General features: G+C 33.0%; 17 protein-coding genes. 12 read left to right on the top strand and 5 right to left on the bottom strand.

Features of this window, described 5'->3' with window-relative positions; translation table 11 throughout:
* The first annotated feature begins 12 nt into the window (after positions 1-12).
* Positions 13-711 (top strand): SinI family restriction endonuclease, encoded by a 699-nt coding sequence (locus STA7437_RS04065; protein WP_015192105.1) that lies wholly within the window; start codon positions 13-15, stop codon positions 709-711.
* Positions 712-736: 25 nt separating this feature from the next.
* On the opposite strand, the gene STA7437_RS04060 is transcribed toward STA7437_RS04065, so the two are convergent.
* Positions 737-2,167, bottom strand: a complete 1,431-nt coding sequence (locus STA7437_RS04060; protein ID WP_015192104.1) for a DNA cytosine methyltransferase — start codon at positions 2,165-2,167, stop codon at positions 737-739.
* 279 nt (positions 2,168-2,446) lie between these two features.
* On the opposite strand from STA7437_RS04060, the gene STA7437_RS04055 reads away from it, so the two are divergent.
* Positions 2,447-3,406: an orange carotenoid-binding protein gene (locus tag STA7437_RS04055; RefSeq protein ID WP_015192103.1), complete on the top strand. Its 960-nt coding sequence runs from the start codon at positions 2,447-2,449 to the stop codon at positions 3,404-3,406.
* A 124-nt stretch (positions 3,407-3,530) separates the two neighbouring features.
* Entirely contained in the window at positions 3,531-3,860 is a 330-nt protein-coding gene (locus STA7437_RS04050) for a hypothetical protein (protein WP_041619136.1), read from the top strand.
* A gap of 58 nt (positions 3,861-3,918) precedes the next feature.
* Here the strand turns inward: STA7437_RS04050 and STA7437_RS04045 are convergent, their stop codons facing one another.
* Complete coding sequence (locus tag STA7437_RS04045) at positions 3,919-5,604, bottom strand: ShlB/FhaC/HecB family hemolysin secretion/activation protein (RefSeq protein WP_015192101.1); 1,686 nt, start codon at positions 5,602-5,604, stop codon at positions 3,919-3,921.
* Between the two features lie 316 nt (positions 5,605-5,920).
* On the opposite strand from STA7437_RS04045, the gene STA7437_RS04040 reads away from it, so the two are divergent.
* From STA7437_RS04040 to STA7437_RS04015, 6 genes are all read left to right on the top strand, one after another.
* Positions 5,921-6,142: a hypothetical protein gene (locus STA7437_RS04040; protein ID WP_015192100.1), complete on the top strand. Its 222-nt coding sequence runs from the start codon at positions 5,921-5,923 to the stop codon at positions 6,140-6,142.
* Positions 6,143-6,229: 87 nt separating this feature from the next.
* Positions 6,230-6,505, top strand: a complete 276-nt coding sequence (locus STA7437_RS04035; RefSeq protein WP_015192099.1) for a hypothetical protein — start codon at positions 6,230-6,232, stop codon at positions 6,503-6,505.
* Between the two features lie 180 nt (positions 6,506-6,685).
* Complete coding sequence (locus tag STA7437_RS04030; protein ID WP_015192098.1) at positions 6,686-6,871, top strand: hypothetical protein; 186 nt, start codon at positions 6,686-6,688, stop codon at positions 6,869-6,871.
* A gap of 656 nt (positions 6,872-7,527) precedes the next feature.
* Positions 7,528-7,692 (top strand): ribbon-helix-helix protein, CopG family, encoded by a 165-nt coding sequence (locus tag STA7437_RS04025; RefSeq protein ID WP_015192097.1) that lies wholly within the window; start codon positions 7,528-7,530, stop codon positions 7,690-7,692.
* Between the two features lie 270 nt (positions 7,693-7,962).
* Positions 7,963-8,178, top strand: a complete 216-nt coding sequence (locus STA7437_RS04020; RefSeq protein ID WP_015192096.1) for a hypothetical protein — start codon at positions 7,963-7,965, stop codon at positions 8,176-8,178.
* Between the two features lie 443 nt (positions 8,179-8,621).
* The gene (locus STA7437_RS04015) at positions 8,622-9,389 is read left to right on the top strand and encodes a peptidylprolyl isomerase (RefSeq protein WP_015192095.1); all 768 of its coding nucleotides are present in this window, start codon (positions 8,622-8,624) and stop codon (positions 9,387-9,389) included.
* Position 9,390: 1 nt separating this feature from the next.
* On the opposite strand, the gene STA7437_RS04010 is transcribed toward STA7437_RS04015, so the two are convergent.
* The 3 genes from STA7437_RS04010 to STA7437_RS04000 form a co-directional block, all read right to left on the bottom strand.
* Positions 9,391-10,260: a hypothetical protein gene (locus STA7437_RS04010; protein WP_015192094.1), complete on the bottom strand. Its 870-nt coding sequence runs from the start codon at positions 10,258-10,260 to the stop codon at positions 9,391-9,393.
* Between the two features lie 187 nt (positions 10,261-10,447).
* Entirely contained in the window at positions 10,448-11,515 is a 1,068-nt protein-coding gene (locus STA7437_RS04005; RefSeq protein WP_015192093.1) for a YcjF family protein, read from the bottom strand.
* A 175-nt stretch (positions 11,516-11,690) separates the two neighbouring features.
* Positions 11,691-12,032, bottom strand: a complete 342-nt coding sequence (locus STA7437_RS04000; protein WP_015192092.1) for a hypothetical protein — start codon at positions 12,030-12,032, stop codon at positions 11,691-11,693.
* Positions 12,033-12,388: 356 nt separating this feature from the next.
* Here STA7437_RS04000 and STA7437_RS03995 point away from each other — a divergent pair, with 356 nt between their 5' ends.
* From STA7437_RS03995 to STA7437_RS03985, 3 genes are all read left to right on the top strand, one after another.
* Positions 12,389-12,589 carry an NblA/ycf18 family protein gene (locus tag STA7437_RS03995; RefSeq protein ID WP_015192091.1) on the top strand — a complete coding sequence of 67 codons (201 nt, stop codon included), beginning with the start codon at positions 12,389-12,391 and terminating at the stop codon, positions 12,587-12,589.
* A gap of 62 nt (positions 12,590-12,651) precedes the next feature.
* A complete protein-coding gene (locus STA7437_RS03990) occupies positions 12,652-13,371 on the top strand; it encodes a phosphatase PAP2 family protein (RefSeq protein ID WP_015192090.1) in 720 nt (239 codons plus the stop codon).
* Positions 13,372-13,728: 357 nt separating this feature from the next.
* Positions 13,729-14,997: a glycosyltransferase family 4 protein gene (locus STA7437_RS03985; protein ID WP_015192089.1), complete on the top strand. Its 1,269-nt coding sequence runs from the start codon at positions 13,729-13,731 to the stop codon at positions 14,995-14,997.
* The last annotated feature ends 596 nt before the right edge of the window (positions 14,998-15,593 follow it).

Here is a 15,593-nt window from a genome sequence, read left to right as displayed (position 1 = left end):
AAGGAGTAATCATTGAGTTTTGACGAAGAATTGGTCAAAAAGACCGTTGCCGAATTTCTAACTGATAATCCAAAAGAACAAGGACTAGATGTAGCATTTATTGAGATTTGCAGGTTTTTATACGATAACCCAGATAGATTATCTTGGAGGTCAAGAAATAAACCAAGTGTTACCGATCAAAATGATTTAAAGGTTCTGGCTGAAAAGTTTTTAAATGGATTTAGAAAGTCAGACTTTCCTGCTGAACCTGGAACAATACCTGATGAAATGATAAGCATTGTAATGCAGCAAGCTTATGGTTATTCTGCCGAACAATGTGAAAAAATTAAAGTAGAACACCAGCACTCTATGTGTGCGGAAAATTGTGTTGGCGCACTTCTGGAAAGATATTTAGACTCTGTCTTACGAAAACAAGGTTGGCATTGGTGTTGTGGTGATTTTATTAAAGCTATTGATTTTATTAGCAAAGATAAAAATGGAAAATGGCTAGTTTTACAAATTAAAAATAGAGACAATACTGAAAATTCCTCTAGCAGTGCAATACGGAACGGAACTGAAATTCAGAAATGGTTTCGCTCATTTTCCAAAAAAGGGGGAACAAACTGGGATAATTTACCAGAACTAATGCAGGGTTACAATCTTTCAGAATCGGGTTTTGTTGCTTTTGTTGAGAAATATTTAAAAGAAGAAAAAGCAAGATTAAATAAGTAAGAAAAAACTTCTCTCAATCATAGAATTATCGAAAAACAAGCTCTTGTTGTTCATAATTGTTTTTGTTTTTTTCTAGTTGTTGCAAAAATTGTTTTTCCCAATCTACATGATTGGTATTCTGGTAGCGAGAAAACTTAAAATCATTAAACTGGATTACTTCAACATCATTAATTAAGTTGATAATTAACTTGCCTACTGCTAAACCCAGACTAACAGGAACAGCGTTTCCTACTTGTTTATATTGTTGAATAAGTGGACCTGCAAGTTCCCAATGATCGGGAAACTCTTGTATTCGCTTGTATTCTTGGATGGATAATGGTCTATCTTCTTCGGGATGAGCTAAATCTGTCGCGGGCATGGCAGGATGTGTTACTAAGGTGGGAGATGGTTTATCCCAAGCTAATCTTCGCAAAAAACCTGTTTTTCCACCTCCTAAATAATAGGATTTACCCATTGCCTCTTTTTGTAATTCTTTAGGCAAATTACGCCAATTTTGTCCAGAATTTAGTATTTTATAGTACTTTAATCGTTTTTCTGGAAAATTTAGATGGTCGTGTTTATCGATATTTTTAATGCAAGATTCTAATGTTTTCCACTTTGATAATCCATATTCACCATTTTCTGAATGAGTTGGGGTTAAAAAAGGCGGTGTTTTTCCATTTCTAGCGCAAAGAATTATGATTCGTTCTCTTGTCTGAGGAGTTCCAAAATTTGCTGCATTATATAAATTGAAAGAGTAGGCATAACCAAATTTTTTTAATTTGTTAATGATAAAGTTTAGTGCGCTTCCTTTCAGTTCATCTTCTGAAAAATATGAAGATATATCTCCTCTTCGATTGTAATTTCTCTGTTTTAATGGGCAAGACAACAAACCTCTGACATTTTCAATAACCAAGTATTGAGGCTTGAGCGATAGTGCTAGATCAATATATTTTAAAAAAACATTTCCTCGCTCGTCATGAAAAGCTTTTCTTTTGCCAGCCGTACTAAACGCTTGGCATGGAGGTCCTCCAACAATTAAATCAATATCATCTTGACTCGTAAGTCTTGCAGCTTTCAAAACGTCATCTGGTTCATAATTATTGATATCGCCTAATAAAGCAGTATTTGGTCTATTTATAGTGATTGTTTGTCTACAAAACTTATCTACTTCACAAGCAAGGCGAATGTTAAATCCAGCTTTTTCAATGCCCAAATCCAAACCCATTGCACCAGAAAAAAAACTTAAAGCAATTGGTTTTTGTTGCTCTTGAATATTGACATTATAAGATGGGCGATCCTCAGCTACTCTATGGGCTGATAGTAGTCCATATTTATTCAGGCTTTTTTGATCGACTATCCATGTATTGCCTATTTTTTCAGCAATTATTTTTCCTTGTCTGCAAAGGGTTCTAACTTGCTGTTCACTAATTTTAAGTTGCAGAGAAGCGTCCTTTATGCTTATATAGGTACTCACTGTTAGTTTCCCAATCGAAACTTTTTATTAGTACCAGTTTAGCTATATATGCTTATCTGTCAAGCATGAGCTTTAAAGACCGTGTTTTTTTTTAAATTTATCTAAATTACTCAACGTAGGCTGAAATTTTAGTTAGAGCATACTTAAAACGAACCTCGACCAAAAGCCGAGGTTCGTTTTAATAGTAAAAAGCTAATAATTACATTTTCCTTAACAAAAATTATTTTTTTGCAATATATGTTTACAATAAGAAGAGTGAAATTTAGCTGAGGAACATTCATGCCTTTTACTATCGATTCAGCCCGTGGCATTTTTCCAAATACTTTATCTGCTGATGCCGTGCCAGCAGCAATCGCTAGATTCAATCAGCTTAGTGCTGAAGATCAATTAGCATGGATTTGGTTTGCTTATTTAGAAATGGGCAAAACTGTTACGGTTGCTGCCCCTGGCGCAGCTAATATGCAGTTTGCTGAAAATACATTAAACGAAATTAAGCAAATGAGTTTCCAAGAGCAATCTCAGGTAATGTGTGATTTAGCTAATCATGCTGACACACCTATTTGTCGTACTTATGCTACTTGGACTCCTAATATTAAGCTCGGTTTCTGGTATCGACTTGGACAATGGATGGAAGAAGGTATTGTTGCCCCAATTCCCAAAGGCTATAAACTTTCGGCAAATGCTTCGGCGGTGTTGCAAGCACTCAGAGACATGGAATCTGGTCAACAAATCACAGTTTTGCGTAACGCTGTAGTTGATATGGGGTTTGATAAAAACAAACTGGGTCAATATACCAAAGTTTCTGAACCAGTTGTTCCTCCTACAGACATGGCACAACGCACCAGCGTCAAAATTGAAGGAATTAATAATTCCACCGTTTTGAGCTACATGAATTTATTAAATGCCAATGATTTTGATGAGTTAATTAAACTGTTTGCTTCCGATGGTGCGCTCCAACCTCCTTTCCAAAAACCCATTGTTGGCAAAGAAGCTGTATTAAAATTCTTTAGGGAAGAATGTCAAAACCTCAAATTAATGCCAGAAAGAGGTGTTGCTGAACCTGCTGAAGACGGTTTTACTCAGATCAAGGTTACTGGTAAAGTTCAAACTCCTTGGTTTGGTGCAGGCGTAGGTATGAATATGGCTTGGCGATTTTTGCTCAATTCCGAGAATAAAATTTTCTTTGTAGCGATTGACTTGCTAGCATCTCCTAAAGAGTTGCTTAATCTAGTTCGCTAGAAGAAACTCTAGTGCGAGCTAATCCTATAACTTTAAAGTTAACTAAAACTGCCAGTTAGACTTTAGGTAAGGCAAGCTCGTACTAGGATAGAGATAAGTATATATATATTAAAGTTTAGCGTCAATAATACAAGTGAGTGAAATTAAATGGTCTGAAACCGAAGAAAAAATAGCGAAACAAGCTTTTGAGAAAGCTTATCAAAGAGAAACTTTAGCCTTAATCAAGATTGTTCGCGAACAAGCTAGTCAGATTACAAAGCTTGAAGATTTATGGTATTTACATGATTTATTAAGTACCAAAAGACACGAAATAGATGGCAAATATGATTACGATCATTCTACTCTGGTGTTTGTTTTTGCCCAATTACTCAAACAAGGGTGGTTGCATCACGAGGAATTGAAAGGTCTCAATCCAAAAACACTATCTAAAATATCTGCACTGGCACGTATTTAATTAAGAAGGCTGCGCGAAGCGAAGGTTTGAAAATTCTTTGCTCCGCGCTGTTTTTTGATTAAAAGGTAGAATTTAATTGGAAATAGACACCGTTTTCCTGCCAAGTTCTTTTACTTGATTCTAATTCTACTAAAGGAATACCCCAATCTAAACGAGCGGAAAAATTATCTGATTGCCAAAGCAAGCCTAAACCAACACTAGCTAAGGTAGTTGTTTCGGGATTTTCTCGCTTAGTATTCCAACCTTTACCAAAATCAACAAAAGGTACTACCTGGACAGCACTTTGTAATTGAGGAACTTGAATTACAGGTACTCTAATTTCGGCAGAAGCTATAATACCGTTATCGCTTAACAGGGCATCTTGACGATAACCTCTGATACTAGATTGCCCTCCTAAACCTAATTGTTCGATCGCAACTAAAGAAGTAGCAGATAATTGTAAGTCAGAACGAAGAAAGATACTAGGATTAATCAGATTAGGATTGCTCGATATATTAAATAAATGAGAATAAACTGCTTGTCCTCGCCAAGAGAAAAAACGGCTATCAGGTTGATCTGAATTTACTGTCGCATCAAAGGCATCAATTCCCCAATTAAATTGTGAACGCAGACTAAGTACATCTTGACGACTTCTTTGTAACCATTCCTGACTAAAACGCAATGCCGAAATATCAGTTTCACCTTGTTGATTAGCTTCTTCAGAAATGGGAAAATTGACTCCGAGTAAACGAGAATTACTATTACGTCGATTAGCAGATAAACTAAGAGCTAATTCTTGAGTTCGATCTGCAGAAGCGGTTTGCAGAATTGGTTGACGAACAGTCAAATCAAACTCTTGAGTCTCTATTTCGATATCTAATTGTTCAAAAGGTGGTTCAATAATTTGGTTATCCGAAACACTATATGATAAACCAACAGAACCATTGCGAGCATTGATTGGTAACTGATAACCCACTTCAAAGCGATCGCTACCTTCAGTATTACGGTAAGCTAGATTAACTCGATCTCCCCAACCGAATAAATTCGCTTCGGAAATTTGGATACCTTTTTCAAAACTACCAATACTAGGGTTGCGATTATTATTTAAAATCGGACTAAACTTAAAAGTATCTGCACCAGTTACTTCTATACTGAGAATATTTGTACCTGGTTTAGTTCCAGCAATTAATTGAGCTTGTAAACGATCTATTAAAGGATCAAATTGTAGTAATTGCAAAGATGTCTGTAAGTCATTTAGATTTAAAGGTTCAGTTGTACCAGCAGCAATACGAGAACGGATATAATTAGGATTTAAACGACCTTTAACTACAGTGACATCAATATCGGATAAAGTACCTTCAACAATTTGAATTTTGACTACTCCCGAAGTTAACTCTTGACTAGGAATATAAGCTCCAGAAGTAATATAGCCTTTTTGAACATAAGCCTGAGTAATGCGATCGGCTATTTGTAATAGTTGCACAAAAGCGATCGGTTTATTTTGATATTGAGCAATAATTTGGTTTAACTCTTCTGTGCTAAAAACCGTATTACCCACAAACTCAAATTTTTCTACGGTAATAGTTTGAGGTACTGGTTTAAGTTGGGGAAATAGAGGCTGGTTGCGATCGTAATCTAATTGATTATCTGTAGAAGGAAGAGTTGATTGTGCCATGACAGGATTTGTTTCTAGAGGAGAAGTCAATAGGAATAAACTTCCAGCCACAAACCATTGCATTGATGACCACGACTTCTCAGTAATCATTAGTTTCTGCCTAATCAAGATAAATCGATCAATACAAATAATACAACCTATCTTTAAGAGGATGGCAAAACTACAAATGAGGGTTATTTTTCATCTCAAATTAAATTAATTAATAATATTTTTATTTCTTGATTAAATAAAAATGCCAAAATGGCAACATGAATTTTAATTGCTATTATATTTTTTAAGTTTTTTTATTATTAGAATGAATTGTATTTTTATGCCAAAATGGCAACTTGAATATTTTTTATTTTGATATTGTTATTAACATAATTAATCATAAATAATTTCGCAACAATTACTAGGAGAAAGAACAATGATTATTAGAGATTTACAACACTTAGAAGATGTTACTCTAGAATCTAATGCTATTGAAGGCGGTTGGAAAAAGTTTTACAAAAATGAAGCAATTGCTGAAGCTTATGCTACTGCAATTGGTAGTAATAGTAAGACTGCAACATTTACTGATGCCCAGGTTGTTCTAGGAGGCGGTAGTAGCTCTGCGTCAGGCTCTTATGCCAAAACTTGGGGTTATTAAAATATTAAAAATAAAAATAAGAAAATCGTTGAAATGAAAATTAATTAAGATTTTCACGGTTTTCTTATTTAATTATGGAGGATAAAAATGAGTAACATAATACTCAAAGATCTAAATTTTTTAGAAGTATTACCAGCAGACAATAAACAAGTTATTCAAGGCGGAAAAAAACTAAGTACTGCTTTAGCCACAGATATAGATGCTGATTTACACGCAGAGCTTACCATTGATGGCAGCTTTGATAAGGGGGTAATCAATGTTGGTCTTGTTGGTGTAAGCCAAGGTGCTACTGCTGGTGCTGCTGCTGGTTCAGTTGGTGGTAAAGCTTATGCTACAGCTTTTGCCAAAAATTACAAAATTTAAAACGAACAAGCTAGAGCAAAATAAAGAGTTTGGCAGAGGTTAGAAATAGTTTATAAAAGTTCTGATTACACTCCAAAAATGAGTTATCAGGAAATAGTAGCAATTTTTTAACACCTTCAGTCCATACTCAACTTGAAATCTAGTGCATCAATCTTCAAGATGTCTAAGGAGATTAAATTAATGAAGATCAAAGATTTAGATTACATAGAAGCTAATTATAATTCTGCTCAAGTGGTTGGCGGACTAATAGTTAATATCTATTCAATCCGAGTTAATCAAATAGCTAGCTCCCGAGGTTCTGCTATTAGTTATGGCGGAGACACTTCAGTTGCTGCAACTTCTTTTAACATAACTAAGTTTTCGTAAATTAGTTTTTTGTAAACCATCCCATCGACTAAATCAGGACGTGGGCAGTAAAAATCAACTAATAATTATTCTTAAATCCTCTTGCCCAATCATTGCCAGGTAAGGGGATTCTAATTTTTTGTAAGTTAAATTTAATGATTAGGTATTCACGAGTTTTGCTTGATCCTTTCAAAACTAAAAATTGGGTTTTTGACAAAAGGATTGGAACTTAAATTGGTTTGGCTCAATTCCTCGAACTACAATTTAAAAACTAATAAATTAAGTTTATTAAAAGAGATTAAAATATTAACAGTCTTAGGTAATAAAATTGGTTCTATTAGCTAAGAAATTGATTGCTGGGGTGCTTTAAAAGTTTAAGTCTTGATCCGTTGTAATCATTTTGAAAACTTACTCAATTGCCAATTTTTTGAAAAAATTAAAAGATTGGCTTTATTAGCGTTTATATTCAAATTTGAATAAAAAATCAACAAAGAACTTGTAGAGCAAATTTTTGAATTAACGAGCAACTCAGCAGAAGAAACCCCGAACGCTCTGAGTATGAGTTGCATCTACAGTGTTTATCTGTTACGAGGCGTACAAGCCTCCGAGGTTAGCCCCTCACAAAAATTCTTTGATTTGACATAGGCACATCTTAAATGTAGCTGTAAGATAAAAAAATGGGTAGAAAAGGTTGGGTTGCTAAAACAATTTCCGTTCGACTTTCTCAGGCAGAATTAGAAAAACTAGATAAATACTGTCAACAATCGGGTCGAGAATATAACGATGTTATTAGAGAGTTGATTAGACAAGCTCAATTCTTTCAGGTAGAAAAACTTAAATAGTTGTAGTTTAAATTCTTAACTAAATGAGCTTTATTTATAAATAAGCATACTTAAAAGATGTATTTTAGATGCTTTTATAACAAAAATGTTCTTTATATTATTTTTATAAACTTCAAAAACATTGGAAAATTTATATTAATTCAGTGTGGATAAACTCAATTTAAAATCTCTGCCAAAATGGCAACTTAAAAATATTTTTTTTAGATAAATTAAAAGTAACAAAGCAATAAATCAATTGCGAGTTAATCAATCAAATTTGGAGAGAAAGTTATGTATATTTCTGATCTTACCTACTTAGAAGTTGCTACTGATGAAATTATTGGTGGAGGAAAAAAAGGTAAAAAAGGTGGTTACTATAGCTACAAAGTAGACATCGATGTTGATCAATATGCTAAAGCATCTACAGGTGATATTAAGATCAAAGCTTATAAATCTGGTGTAGGTGTAAACGTTACAGCTAGCAATACTGCTGTAATTGACCTCTAAGTGTCAGAGTTACTCAACTTTTATAGTAGACATCTTCGGGTGAAATTTATAACGTATTACCTAGAAGATGTTTATTACCACTAATCTATTTTTAAACAAAAACTTTTTAAAGTTTGAGCCTAATCTAATTACATATTTTAGGCTCTGCTTTATTGATAATTTTCAAGGAAAAGTAAATTATTTATATAAGCCATCATTCATTTAAGTTAATGGTTAAAAAAGGGTAGTAGCTTTCGTTAAAAGAATATGCAGTTTAAATCCACTTTTGCCTCTTATCTTAATTAGATAGCAATTTTTAATCTTTTGTCAAAAAAAATATGTTGAGCTTGTAAGTTTACTGTTGATATACAATTTGTTTACATAATATTTTTAGAATTGCTACAGTTATTTAAAATAAAAATTGTTATTAATATGGATTGTTATAAAATGAGCAAGATGTAAACATGATTTCCTTAAACCAAATCCCCAAACAACCCGAGTTAATTCTTGATTTCTTAAAAAAAAACATTAGCCTCAGAGAAATCTGTCAAAAAATTTTACATCAAATAGTAATTAATCGAGCAGCAGCAGAACGAGGTATTCAGGTAACGCCAGAAGAAATTCAAGGAGAGGCAGATAAAATTCGTCGTCAAAAACGGCTAGAAAAGGCAGCTGATACTCTTGCCTGGCTTAAAGAAGAAATGTTAACAGCAGACGACTGGGAAGCGGGGATTTGCGATCGCATTCGTGCCGAAAAATTAGCAAGACATTTATTTGCCAAAGAAGCAGAAAAGCATTTTGCTCAAAACCGTTTAGACTTTGAACAAGTTTTGTTATATCAAATCGTAATTCCTTACGAGAAATTAGCTCAAGAGTTGTTTTATCAGATCGAAGAAGAGGAAATTAGTTTTTATCAAGCAGCCCATTATTACGACCTTGATCAGAAAAGAAGATATCAATGTGGCTATGAAGGAAAACTTTATCGTTGGAATATTTTACCAGAGATATCAGCAGCAATTTTTGCTAGTACCCAAGGTCAAATTGTAGGTCCGATCAAGACTGGATTAGGATATCACATTATTAAAGTAGAAGAGTTTATCGATCCACAATTAACTCCTGAGCTTCATGAAGAAATTATCATGAAAATGTTTGATCGATGGTTAGAAGGGGAAGTTAACTATCTACTCCACAATCAAACAAATTCTGATTCCGAATTACAATCAGCTACTTAATCTAGAATTTACTACGATTAATCAATGGTAATAATCCTAAACCTAGCAAACCCAACCAACTTGAAGACTCAGGCACAGGAGTAACTTTACTTAGACTGGTGCTAACAAAAACCAAACGAGTTTCTTCATTAAAAGAACGAGAGTAATTACCTACAAAAGAAGCGGTAATTGTTTCTGTGTCGCTACCAAAATTATTATTACTATTTGTATTGAGAGTAATATAATCACTTTCTTCAGTTGTAATTAAAGCATCTTTTGCTCTAGTATCTGTGTTTAAGATACCCAATAAACTAAAAGAATCTAGTAAAGTTAAGTTACTAGTAGTAGTATCCAATTTATAAACTTGAAAAGCTACTTCACCAATAGTTTGAAATCTTTTAGGTAATACTTGATCTACTTGGGATTCTAAGTCTAAAAAACCAAAAAAATCAAAAGAAAAATTTTCGTTAGTACCAATTAAAGAACTACCAATAAAAAAGTTTCCTTGTGCTTCATCTCGACCTTCAGCAAAACCTAAAAAATCTGGTCCTGTTGCTTCAATTCTAGCTCCAGAATTGTTACAAGCAGAAGGGGTTGGTACTAGACTACTACCAGGAATACATTGTAGTAAAAAGTTAGTTGGAGTAAAAAAAATAGAATTAGCAAATGCTTCTGCCTCAATTGCAGAATTAACTCCAGCCAAAGAAAAAGTATTGGTTTCGGCATTAGTTGCAACTGCTGTAGGTGTTGTGGAAAAACCAAAACTATTAATAAAACTTTCTGAACTAAAAGTTACGGCATAACTAGGTAAAACATTAACTGTAAAACTACCGATCGCAGTAGAAGTTAAACATAATAAAATCTGTCTTGTTTTTAAGCAATTCAAGACCATAATAATATTCCTTATACTTACTAATTTTTGCTTGGTGAAAACCAGGAATTTATCGGTCTATTATGCTCTATTTATTTAAAGTTCTCTTAAAGTTCCAGTGAAAATAACTAGTTATAGTTTAAAGATTTTATGATTTTTAGTTTCGATACTTTTATTTGATTGTTGAAACCTCATGATAATTTTAGATTTATTGAAGATTAATTTGCTCAATTTCCGCTAAATTTAGCTCAAATTTATGAGCGATCGCATCAATGATTTCTTGTTCTGCTGGTGTAATTGTGCCATCTAGTTGAGCCAAAGTTTGACACCTATTGAGAAGTAAGGGTGCAAAATCTGGTTCAAGTTGATTTAACAAAGAATCTAAAGATGCAGGATTTTTGAGTTCGGCAGCAATATTGTCTACAGAAGAAGGTAATAATTTTGTGATAGTTGGTAAAATTTCTGACCAATTTTGATTTGGATAACTTGCTCTAACCATGTGGACTAAAATTTGATCGATAATCTTTGCTTGAGCTATAGCAATTTGCCAATCTTCGTTGACTTCGGTTTGTAATGTCTGAGTTGGAACTTCTATCGCTTGAGATTTTCCTTCATAAAAACGACAAGTTGTTTGTCCTAAAACATAAAGTATTGCTGCATTAGTAGAAGCTCCCACTGCTGGACCAATACCTGGAAGAATTTCGATAAAACTCAATCCTGTTTTGAAAAAGTTTGTACCTAAAGATAAACCAAAAAGTGCTAATACTTCTCCTCTTCTAGTTGGCTCTTCTAAATCTAAACCATAAGCTGCTGCAATTTCATAAACCATTTCTGCTTGTAATTTAGCTGTGGCAATTAATTCTATGCCTAATAAAGCTGCTGCAATTGGTGGAATGATATTAGTAAGAATTCCTAAACGACCAGCTTGCCAACTTTTAGCAACAATTAAACGATGAGCAATTTGATTGTTTGTTTCTTGAGGATGTTTTGCTTGAAGTTGTTCAACTTTGGTTCTGATTTTAGTTGTATCTACTTCTCCTAAAAAAGTTAATAGCCAATTAAGTCCAAAAATTTTATCAATAAATCTTAAAAGTGGATTTTGTGCGATCGCTTTTAAAGTAAGTCCAGTTTGAGTGGTAGTTCTTTCTAATAGTTTTTGTATTTCGCTTGTGGTAACTGCGATCGCACCATTGGTTATATTAATGATTGTTTTAGTTGTTTCAGTAGCAATTTTGAAGAAAATATCTATAGGTTGCTCGGTGTTTTGATTAGACATAAACTTGATTGCTTTTATTTGTTCGCCAATAAATTGAGCTTGATTTAATCAGCTAAACAGCAAAAAGGAAATAGGATAAATGTCAAACAACATTCCCTCCTATTTTCCCTAATAAGATTTAAAGTTTAGCTGTGTTTAATAGTACAAAAACAATTGATTTAGTTTGAGACTTTATTTACTTAGTTAAATCGGTGAAGAATTTTTTAGCTTGTTCGGTAACGCTAGTAGCATTAGTTTCGCCTGGTTCAACCATTTTTTGCTCATCGGCAGCACCTTGTACTTCGTTTAATCCTCCTTTATTAGCCTCAATCGTTTCTTCTAGATTAAGAGGCTTGCTGCGAGCTATTTCGTCTGTTTTGTCTTGGATACGATTTAGATTAGCTTCTCCTTCCGTAGGACTGCTAGTTACAGCATACGCGGGAAAAACATTAGCGACAAATAATAAACAGCAAACCATAGCTGTTAATAAAAAACGAACTGAGTTATGAAAAATACTTTTAAAATTAATAGACAACATTTGGAATTTTGCCTCTTCGGTTTTTGATTACTATTTATAAATAACATCTAAAAAATAACTCAAACATCATTCTTAAGAAGTAAATCGTGACTGAAATTGATAAATTGCTGATTTGCTCTGAAAAATTAGCTTTTTTTTTATTTTAAACGTTTTTTTTTATAGGTTATAAGTCAGCACATCTATCTAAAGATAGAAATTAACTATATTAAAGGAGTTAAATTGTTCTACATAAAATCTTAAATATATTAAGTTTTTTTACAATGATGTTTAAAAGGATAACACTTTTGGTAGAGGTCGATAACTTTTTTGGGCTATAAGCTATTAAATAACGTTAAATATCAAAAAGGGAATCGAACATGGACGCTAATCCTGCTGGAATTAACTTCAATAATTTAAATCTCACTCTAGAACAAAAATTACAAATGAGATTATTTCAAGATTCTGCCGAAAATATGAATCGTGAACAAGCTCTTTCTCTGTTATTGGAGGCTTCTCGATTATTAATGATCAAAGATAATATTATTAGAGATTTAATTAAACAAAACCTATCCTTTTAGTTGACAAAACTATTAATATAGTTAATTGACTCTAACTAATATTATTTACTAATACTTTATTAATGAAGCAAATTCTTGTCAAAATAATCGGAGTTTGGCAACAAAAAATTAATCCCAAAATAATTTCATTCCTATCAATCTTTTGGCTAATCGGATTTGGAATTTCTGCTTTAGCTATGTGGGGATTTTTGGAACTTGCCGATGAAGTACTAGAAAAAGAAACAGCCATACTCGACCTAGCGGTTCTAAAAACCCTCATCTCTTATCGTAGTTCTTTATTGAATAACTTAGCTATTGGTATAACTTATCTTGGTTCACCGACAGTTTTATTCTTTTTAAGTTTAGCGATCGCAATAGTTTTATGGTGGCGACAAAAACAAATTCAGGCAACTTTTTTAGCTATTGTAACCAGTGGAGGTATTGGTTTAAATTATCTCTTAAAAAATTTCTTTTCTCGCGCTCGTCCAACTATAGAAAACAATTTAGTCACAGTAGATTTTTACAGTTTTCCTAGTGGACACGCCATGACTTCATTGATTATTTATGGTTTTCTGTGTTATCTACTAATTTTTAATTATAGAAAATATTCTTTACTATTTATTAGTTTAACTACAATTTTAATTATTTTGATTGGTTTGACACGCCTCTATCTAGGAGTTCACTGGTTAACTGATGTAATTGGTGGTTATGTAGCAGGAACAGTGTGGTTATTTTTGTGTATTTCTAGTCTTGAGGCAGCTAAAACTTATCGTTTAAACAAAACCTATGTCGAACCTAAATAGAAACATAATAATTACATCTCTATCTAAAGCTATAAACTAAATTATTTAATCTCTATCCGACAATAGATGAAACTTACTCAATTTTGAATTTTAATAAACTTAAATATATTAAATCCTTATGTAGTAAATATATATATTTATCTTTATTTCTTTTTCCTTTCTCCTTATCTCTTGTTTAACTTTACCTCTACGTCTGAGCCTACAAGATTGTAGAGGTTTTTTACGTAGTAATGAAATTATTTCCTAGTTTAATCGTACTAAAGATTTATTTCTTAGGAACGATGTCAATTATTTAAATAGTTATTAAGCTTCTGTTTAGTTACAAAATTATTTATTTTAATATACAACTCTACGATCATGTTACCTAAAACCAGAGGCACAATAGCTCTTATTTCAGTTCACGGAGATCCTGCAATTGATATCGGCAAGGAAGAAGCTGGCGGACAAAACGTATATGTTAGAGAAGTAGGGGAAGCATTAGCTCGTCAAGGTTGGCAAGTAGACATGTTTACTCGTCGTAGCGATGCACAACAAGCTAAAATTGTTCAACATACACCAAACTGCCGTACTATTCGTCTAACTGCTGGACCTAAAGAATTTGTTCCTCGTCAAGAACTTTTTGAATATTTACCAGAATTTGTAGAAGCTTTTTTCCGTTTTCAACATCAAACTCGCACTATTTATCCTCTCATCCATACTAACTACTGGCTTTCCTCATGGGTGGGAATGGAAATTAAAAAACGTCAGTTAGTAAAACAAATTCATACTTATCATTCTCTGGGAGCGGTTAAATATAAATCTATTAATACTATTCCTTTAATTGCTAGTACTCGTCTGGCTGTCGAAAAAGAATGTTTAGAAACTGCCGACATGATAGTTGCAACCTCTCCTCAAGAAAAGCAACATATGCGATCGCTAGTTTCCGAACAAGGCAATATTACCATAATTCCTTGTGGTACTGATATTAATTGTTTTGGTAGTGTTAGTTTAGCAGAAGGTAGAGCTAAATTAGGTATAGACTCTCAAAGCAAAGTTATTCTTTATGTGGGACGTTTCGATCACCGCAAAGGAATTGAAACTTTAGTTAGAGCAGTTGGTCGTCACGAAGTTAAAGAACATCAAAATCTTAAACTAGTTATTGTCGGTGGTAGTACACCAGGACAATCAGACGGCATAGAAAGAGAACGCATAGAAGGTATTATTAAAGAACTAGGGTTAGAAGAAATCACCATCTTTGCTGGTCGAGTCGAACACACAGACTTGTGCAATTATTATGCTGCTGCTGATGTCTGCGTTGTACCTAGTCATTATGAACCATTTGGTTTAGTTGCGATCGAAGCTATGGCATCTGGTACACCAGTAATTGCTTCTGATGTAGGTGGTTTGAAATTTACCGTACTTGATGAAGTAACTGGTTTACTTGCTCCTGCTCAAGATGAAGCAGCTTTTGCCAGAGCGATCGATATTATCTTATCTGATCCACAATGGCGTAATCAACTGAGTCAAAATGCTAGACAAAGAGTAGAGTCGAAGTTTAGTTGGGATGGAGTTGCTAGACAATTAGATCATTTGTATTTGTCTCAGTTGGCTCGCTTGCACCAAGAATTTTTAACCCCTGCGGTGTAATCTTTGGCAAGCTCATGTTCATTTTAATGGTGAAAGTAAACTTTCTATAGTTTAAAATTTTGTTTCTCTTTTGTAGGTTAACTAATTAAAGACTTTTTAAAAGTTTACTTTCATTTAATTCTTGGTTTTTTTTATTGTTTTAATAAATTAAGCGTCACTCTGATTTATTTGGTTGAAAAAAGGGTTAGTATTCTGCAAAGCTAAATACATTAGCTATTTAATCCAAAGATTTGTAAAAAAAAAACAGTAGTGTTTTTTAATTGAATGATCTTAATGTAAAATAAAAAGTTTTAATAAAATAGGTTAATCAACTTATTTGTAAATAAAATATTTAAAGATAAAGCTCAAGATAGTTTTTTTTTACTTTCTTCTGTAATATTATTGATAGTTGTGCAATAATTAGTCGATATTTCGATGAGATTAATTGCATCTCTAGGTTTATAATTTAGTTTGAGTCGGCAATCAAGCTCACTCTAGGTTAATCAATTCAAAGATATTGAAAGCCAAAGATAATTAGCTAAACAGGGTTTACTATGGTTTTAAATAATAATTTTTTAAATTATTGAACTAAAGCTATACTAAATGATTAACCCTAA

The organism is Stanieria cyanosphaera PCC 7437, assembly GCF_000317575.1.
GTDB classification, from domain to species: domain Bacteria; phylum Cyanobacteriota; class Cyanobacteriia; order Cyanobacteriales; family Xenococcaceae; genus Stanieria; species Stanieria cyanosphaera.
This window is presented reverse-complemented; position numbering and strand designations above follow the sequence as displayed.

Coding starts and splice junctions, on each gene's coding strand:
- STA7437_RS04055 (WP_015192103.1), top strand. CDS start 2,447: ATGCCTTTTACTATCGATTCAGCCCGTGGCATTTTTCCAAATACTTTA.
- STA7437_RS04045 (WP_015192101.1), bottom strand. CDS start 5,604: ATGATTACTGAGAAGTCGTGGTCATCAATGCAATGGTTTGTGGCTGGA.
- STA7437_RS04040 (WP_015192100.1), top strand. CDS start 5,921: ATGATTATTAGAGATTTACAACACTTAGAAGATGTTACTCTAGAATCT.
- STA7437_RS04035 (WP_015192099.1), top strand. CDS start 6,230: ATGAGTAACATAATACTCAAAGATCTAAATTTTTTAGAAGTATTACCA.
- STA7437_RS04030 (WP_015192098.1), top strand. CDS start 6,686: ATGAAGATCAAAGATTTAGATTACATAGAAGCTAATTATAATTCTGCT.
- STA7437_RS04025 (WP_015192097.1), top strand. CDS start 7,528: ATGGGTAGAAAAGGTTGGGTTGCTAAAACAATTTCCGTTCGACTTTCT.
- STA7437_RS04020 (WP_015192096.1), top strand. CDS start 7,963: ATGTATATTTCTGATCTTACCTACTTAGAAGTTGCTACTGATGAAATT.
- STA7437_RS04015 (WP_015192095.1), top strand. CDS start 8,622: ATGATTTCCTTAAACCAAATCCCCAAACAACCCGAGTTAATTCTTGAT.
- STA7437_RS04010 (WP_015192094.1), bottom strand. CDS start 10,260: ATGGTCTTGAATTGCTTAAAAACAAGACAGATTTTATTATGTTTAACT.
- STA7437_RS04005 (WP_015192093.1), bottom strand. CDS start 11,515: ATGTCTAATCAAAACACCGAGCAACCTATAGATATTTTCTTCAAAATT.
- STA7437_RS04000 (WP_015192092.1), bottom strand. CDS start 12,032: ATGTTGTCTATTAATTTTAAAAGTATTTTTCATAACTCAGTTCGTTTT.
- STA7437_RS03995 (WP_015192091.1), top strand. CDS start 12,389: ATGGACGCTAATCCTGCTGGAATTAACTTCAATAATTTAAATCTCACT.
- STA7437_RS03990 (WP_015192090.1), top strand. CDS start 12,652: ATGAAGCAAATTCTTGTCAAAATAATCGGAGTTTGGCAACAAAAAATT.
- STA7437_RS03985 (WP_015192089.1), top strand. CDS start 13,729: ATGTTACCTAAAACCAGAGGCACAATAGCTCTTATTTCAGTTCACGGA.